5 protein-coding genes are annotated in these 4,436 nt (G+C 72.3%); 2 read left to right on the forward strand and 3 right to left on the reverse strand.

The window, feature by feature from the left end; translation table 11 throughout:
- Both I55_RS24460 and I55_RS24465 read left to right on the forward strand, forming a co-directional pair.
- A partial coding sequence (locus tag I55_RS24460; protein WP_044563334.1) for a glutathione binding-like protein occupies positions 1–358 on the forward strand: 358 nt, incomplete at its 5' end.
- A gap of 41 nt (positions 359–399) precedes the next feature.
- Positions 400–1,620: a YbfB/YjiJ family MFS transporter gene (locus I55_RS24465; protein ID WP_044563331.1), complete on the forward strand. Its 1,221-nt coding sequence runs from the start codon at positions 400–402 to the stop codon at positions 1,618–1,620.
- Positions 1,621–1,693: 73 nt separating this feature from the next.
- Here the strand turns inward: I55_RS24465 and I55_RS24470 are convergent, their stop codons facing one another.
- The 3 genes from I55_RS24470 to I55_RS24480 form a co-directional block, all read right to left on the reverse strand.
- Entirely contained in the window at positions 1,694–3,298 is a 1,605-nt protein-coding gene (locus tag I55_RS24470; protein WP_044563332.1) for an ATP-binding protein, read from the reverse strand.
- The gene (locus I55_RS24475) at positions 3,295–4,002 is read right to left on the reverse strand and encodes a response regulator transcription factor (RefSeq protein ID WP_044563335.1); all 708 of its coding nucleotides are present in this window, start codon (positions 4,000–4,002) and stop codon (positions 3,295–3,297) included. Before I55_RS24475 ends, I55_RS24470 begins: the two co-directional genes overlap by 4 nt.
- An 8-nt stretch (positions 4,003–4,010) precedes the next feature.
- The coding region (locus tag I55_RS24480) for a DUF4153 domain-containing protein (RefSeq protein ID WP_044563333.1) at positions 4,011–4,436 on the reverse strand (426 nt) is incomplete at its 5' end.

Consider the following 4,436-nt stretch of genomic DNA (forward strand, 5'->3'; position numbering starts at 1 on the left):
CATTTCGTGCGNACGCGCCGGAGAAATCCCCTACGCCATGACCCGCTACGTCAATGAGACCAACCGGCTGTACGGCGTGCTGAACCGCCGCCTGGCGGGCCGGCCCTACGTGGCGGGCGACGACTATTCCATCGCCGACATGGCCATATATCCCTGGATCGTGCCGTGGCAGCGGCAGCAGCAGAACCTGGACGACTTCCCCGACCTGAAGCGCTGGTTCGAGGCCGTGGCCGCCCGCCCCGCCACCCTCCGCGCCTACGCCAAGGGGGAGCCCCTGCGCAGCCGCCCGACCGTCACGGAGGAGGGCAAGAAGATCCTCTTCGGCCAGACCGCCAGCAACACATCCGCCATCAAATAAGGCCGCGCTGAAGACCGGCCGCAACCAAGGCAGTCATCCCCATGTCCACCATCTCCACCGGTGAGGGCCTCGCCCACCGGAACGCCCCCGGCTTGTCCGCCGCCTCCTGGATGGCGGCCGTCGCCGGCCTCAGCGGCAGCCTGGTCGCCATCGGCCTGGCACGCTTCGCCTATACCCCGCTGATCCCCTCCCTCATCGGCGCGCGCTGGTTCGCCGCCGGTGACGTGGTGACCCTGGGGGCGGCCAACTTCGCGGGCTATCTGGCCGGGGCGCTGCTGGGCCGGCCCCTGGCGGGCGCGCTGACCAGCCGCTGGGCCCTGCGCCTGATGATGCTGGCGGCCACGGCGGCCTTCTTCGCCTGCGCCTTCCCGCTGTCGGTCGCGTGGTTCTTCGTCTGGCGCTTCCTGTCCGGTCTGGCCGGCGGCGCCATCATGGTGCTGGTGGCCACCAGCATCCTGCCCCATATCCCGCCCGCCCGGCGCGGCATGGTCAGCGGCATCATCTTCCTGGGTCTGGGCCTGGGCATCGCCGCCTCCGGCACCCTGGTCCCGGCGTTGCTGCGCCTGGGGCTGGTGCAGACCTGGCTGGGCCTTGGCGCCCTGTCCCTGGTTCTGATGGCCATAAGCTGGTCTGGTTGGCCGGCCGGGGATCTGCCGGCCTCGGCGCCCAGCCCGGTGGCGGCGGAGGGCGGGCGCGCCGGCGGCATCCTGCGCGTGCTCTACGCCGAATACGCCCTGAACGCGCTGGGCCTGGTGCCGGTCATGGTGCTGCTGGTGGATTATGTTGCCCGTGGCCTGGGCCGGGGGGCGGACACGGGAGCGCTCTACTGGGTGCTGTATGGCCTGGCGGCCATCGCCGGCCCCCTGGTCTGCGGCCCCGTGGCCGACCGCATCGGCGCGGGGTTGACCTATCGCCTGTCGCTGGCCCTCCAGGCCGCGGCGGTGGCCTTGCTGGCGGCCAGCGGCCATCCGCTGGCCATTGCCGCCGCCACCGTCATCCTGGGCATGTTCACGCCCGGTATCGTGCCCCTGGTGCTGGGCCGCATCCGGGAGCTGCTGCCCCACAGCCACAAGCAGCAGCAGGCGGCGTGGAGCCGCGCCACCACCGCCTTCGCCCTGTTCCAGGCCCTGGCCGGCTATGGCTATTCCTACCTGTTCAACCACACCGGCCAGGACTACGCCCTGATCTTCCTCTGCGGCGCCGGCGCGTTGGTGGTGGCCTTGATCGCGGACACGGCGGCCGCCTTGGGTGGGCGGAGATGACACCCAGCGGCATGAGCCTCGTGCTCATGCGACTGCAGGCCCCGACTGGGGCCGCCCGGCGACTGAGGGACCCTCATCCCTGGGGCAGCGTGACCTCGAAGGTGGCCCCGCTGCCCTCGGGCCCCTCCGCCAGGCGGATGTCGCCGCCGTGGGAGCGCAGCAGCGATTGCACGATGTGCAGGCCCATGCCGGTGCCGCCACTGTCCCGCCGGGTGGTGAAGAAGGCGTCGAACACCCGCTCGCGGTTGGCGGCGGAGATGCCGGGTCCGTTGTCGGCCACGGTGACGGCCACCGCCCAGTCGCGATGCGCGACCCGGATGTCCAGGGTGGTGGCGCCGTGCCGGGCGGCGTTGTCGGCCAGGTGGGCGAACAGGATCAGCACGTTCTCCGCCGACATGGCGACGGCGGCGTCCTCCCCCGCCGTCGTCAGGGCCAGGGCGGGGAACTGTGCGGCCAGGTCGGGCCAGACGGCCGACAGGGGGGTGCGGCCGCCCCGCACCGGGTTATCGGCCTGGGCCAGGTCGCGCAGCCGCTGCACCAGGGCGGTCAGGCGCCGCGTATCGGCCAGGATGTTGCCCAGGAAGCGGCGGCGCTGGGCCGTGTCCATGCCGCCGCTGCCGCCCTCCAGGTCGTCGTGCAGCAGCTCCGCCGCCCCTTGGATGCCGGTGAGGGGGGATTTCAGCTCATGGCTGACATGGGCGGCGAAGGTGGTGATGTAGCGTGAGCGGTCGGACAGGCGTTGCGCCATGTCGTGAAAGCTCTGCGACAGCAGGGCGATTTCCCGGGTGCCGTGGTGGGGCGCCTCCCCCGGCCCGTCGGCCCGCCCGCCCGCGCCCAGCTCCCGCGTCTGGCGCACCAGCTGGTGGATGGGCCGCGTGATGGTGCGGGAGAAGACGAAGGCGATGATCAGGATGACGGCCAGGATGCAGCCGCCAGCCAAGGCCGCCTTGCGCCGCTCCCCATACAGGTGGCGGAAGATGTTGTTGGGCGTGCGTGAGGCGTAGATCACCCCGGCCACCCGGTCGCCGTCCTGGGTATGGGCGATGACCGGCAGGGCCACGAACACCCGCACGCCGGTTCCCCGGCTCATGGAATAGAGGGGCGGCGGCTCATGTTGCGACCGCCGGATGCGCAGGGCCGCGTGATAGCGGCCGGCCAGCGCCGCCGCCACCTCCGGCACCTCGGCCAGGGACAGGCCCACCTCCTCGGCCCCGGCCAGGATGGTGCCGTTGAAGTCCAGCACCCGCACGCCGGACAGCATCTGTTCCTGCGTGCGGCGGGCCAGGGCGTAGACATGGTCCGCGACGGCCCGCAGGGCCGGGTCCACGGCGGCGGTGGCCGGCGCCGCCGGGGGGCGGGCGCCCAGCACATCGTCGCTGGTCAGGTCCAGGCCGGGCTCGATGGGGTGGAAGCGTTCCTCCGGCGCCACCGGCACCAGGGGCGTCGGCGACAGGGCGGGCGGCGGGTCCAACCGCTCCACCGCGTCGGCGTAGGCGGCGGCCAGCACGCTGGCCTGGGCGATCAGCTCCGCCTCCGTCTGGCGGACCAGCTGGTTCTCATACAGGCGGAAGAAGAACAGGCCGGCCAGGGGCAGGGCCGCCACGGCCAGCAGCACCGCGACCACGACCATGCCCAGCGAGGGGCGCCACTTGGCCCGGACGCGGGGGGTGCTGGTCACGGCTGGACGCCGACGGTGCAGGCGCCCAGGCGGAAGCCCACGCCGTGCACCGTCTCCACCGCGTCCTCACAGCCGGCGGCCTGGAACTTCGCCCGGATGTTGCGGACGTGGCTGTCGATGGTGCGGTCCGACACGTGGATGTTATCGGGGTAGGCCGCGTCCATCAGCTGGTTGCGGCTGAACACCACGGCCGGCCGGGCGGCGAGGGTCTTCACCATCATGAACTCCCGCGCCGTCAGGCCCAGTTCCCGCCCGCCCACGGTGGCGCGGTGGCCGGCGCTGTCCAGCACCAGGGCGCCCCTTTCCAGGGGTGGCGCGTCTTCCTGCGGCGGGGCGGCCGGTCCCCGGGCGCGGCGCAGGATGACGTTGACCCGGGCCACCAGCTCCCGCGGGCTGAAGGGCTTGGTGACATAGTCGTCGCCGCCCATCTCCAGCCCCAGCACGCGGTCTATCTCCTCATCCCGGGCGGACAGGAACAGGATGGGCACGTCGGAGGTGCGGCGCAGGCGGCGGCAGACCTCCAGCCCGTCCATCTCCGGCATGCCCACGTCCAGCACCACCAGGCTGGGCGGGGTGCGCGTGGCCATGTCCAGGGCGTCCACGCCGTTGCCGGCCCAGTCCGCCGCCATGCCGGCCTTCTCCAGGGCGAAGCACAGGACGTCGCGGATGTGGGGATCGTCGTCGACGACAAGGATGCGGTGCATGATGCCCATCATTGGTGGCCCTGCTGATCGATACCATCCGGATGGGCCGCCAGATAGTCCCTCAGCCGCTGGTCGCGCAGGGTCCAGCCGCGCCAGTCGGTAGGGCGGGCCAGGAAGCGCTGGGCCAGGTCACGGCGCAGGGCCTCGACGGTCGCGCCGGAAACATCGCCGGCTTCGGCCCGGCTGTGCAGGGGCAGGGCGATGTAGCGGTCCAGCGCCGGGATGGCCTGCGGCCCCAGCCGGCCCAGATAGGTCCAGTCCAGGTCGGGCCCGCCGCCGGCCGCCTCCCGGCAATGGTCGACGTTGTAGCCGGCGATCAGGGCCGGCACGTTCACCCAGCCGACACCGTAGAGCGATGCCGCCAGCGCCATCAGGTTGGCCCCCACCAGCCAGCGGTTGGACCGGCCCAGGAACAGGCGGACCAGGATCAGCCC

The sequence above is a fragment of the Azospirillum sp. B4 genome (assembly GCF_000333275.1).
Lineage (GTDB): Bacteria > Pseudomonadota > Alphaproteobacteria > Azospirillales > Azospirillaceae > Nitrospirillum.

Bases quoted from the DNA above. Each gene is read 5' to 3' on its own strand.
- I55_RS24465 (WP_044563331.1), top strand. From the start codon at position 400: ATGTCCACCATCTCCACCGGTGAGGGCCTCGCCCACCGGAACGCCCCC.
- I55_RS24475 (WP_044563335.1), bottom strand. From the start codon at position 4,002: ATGCACCGCATCCTTGTCGTCGACGACGATCCCCACATCCGCGACGTC.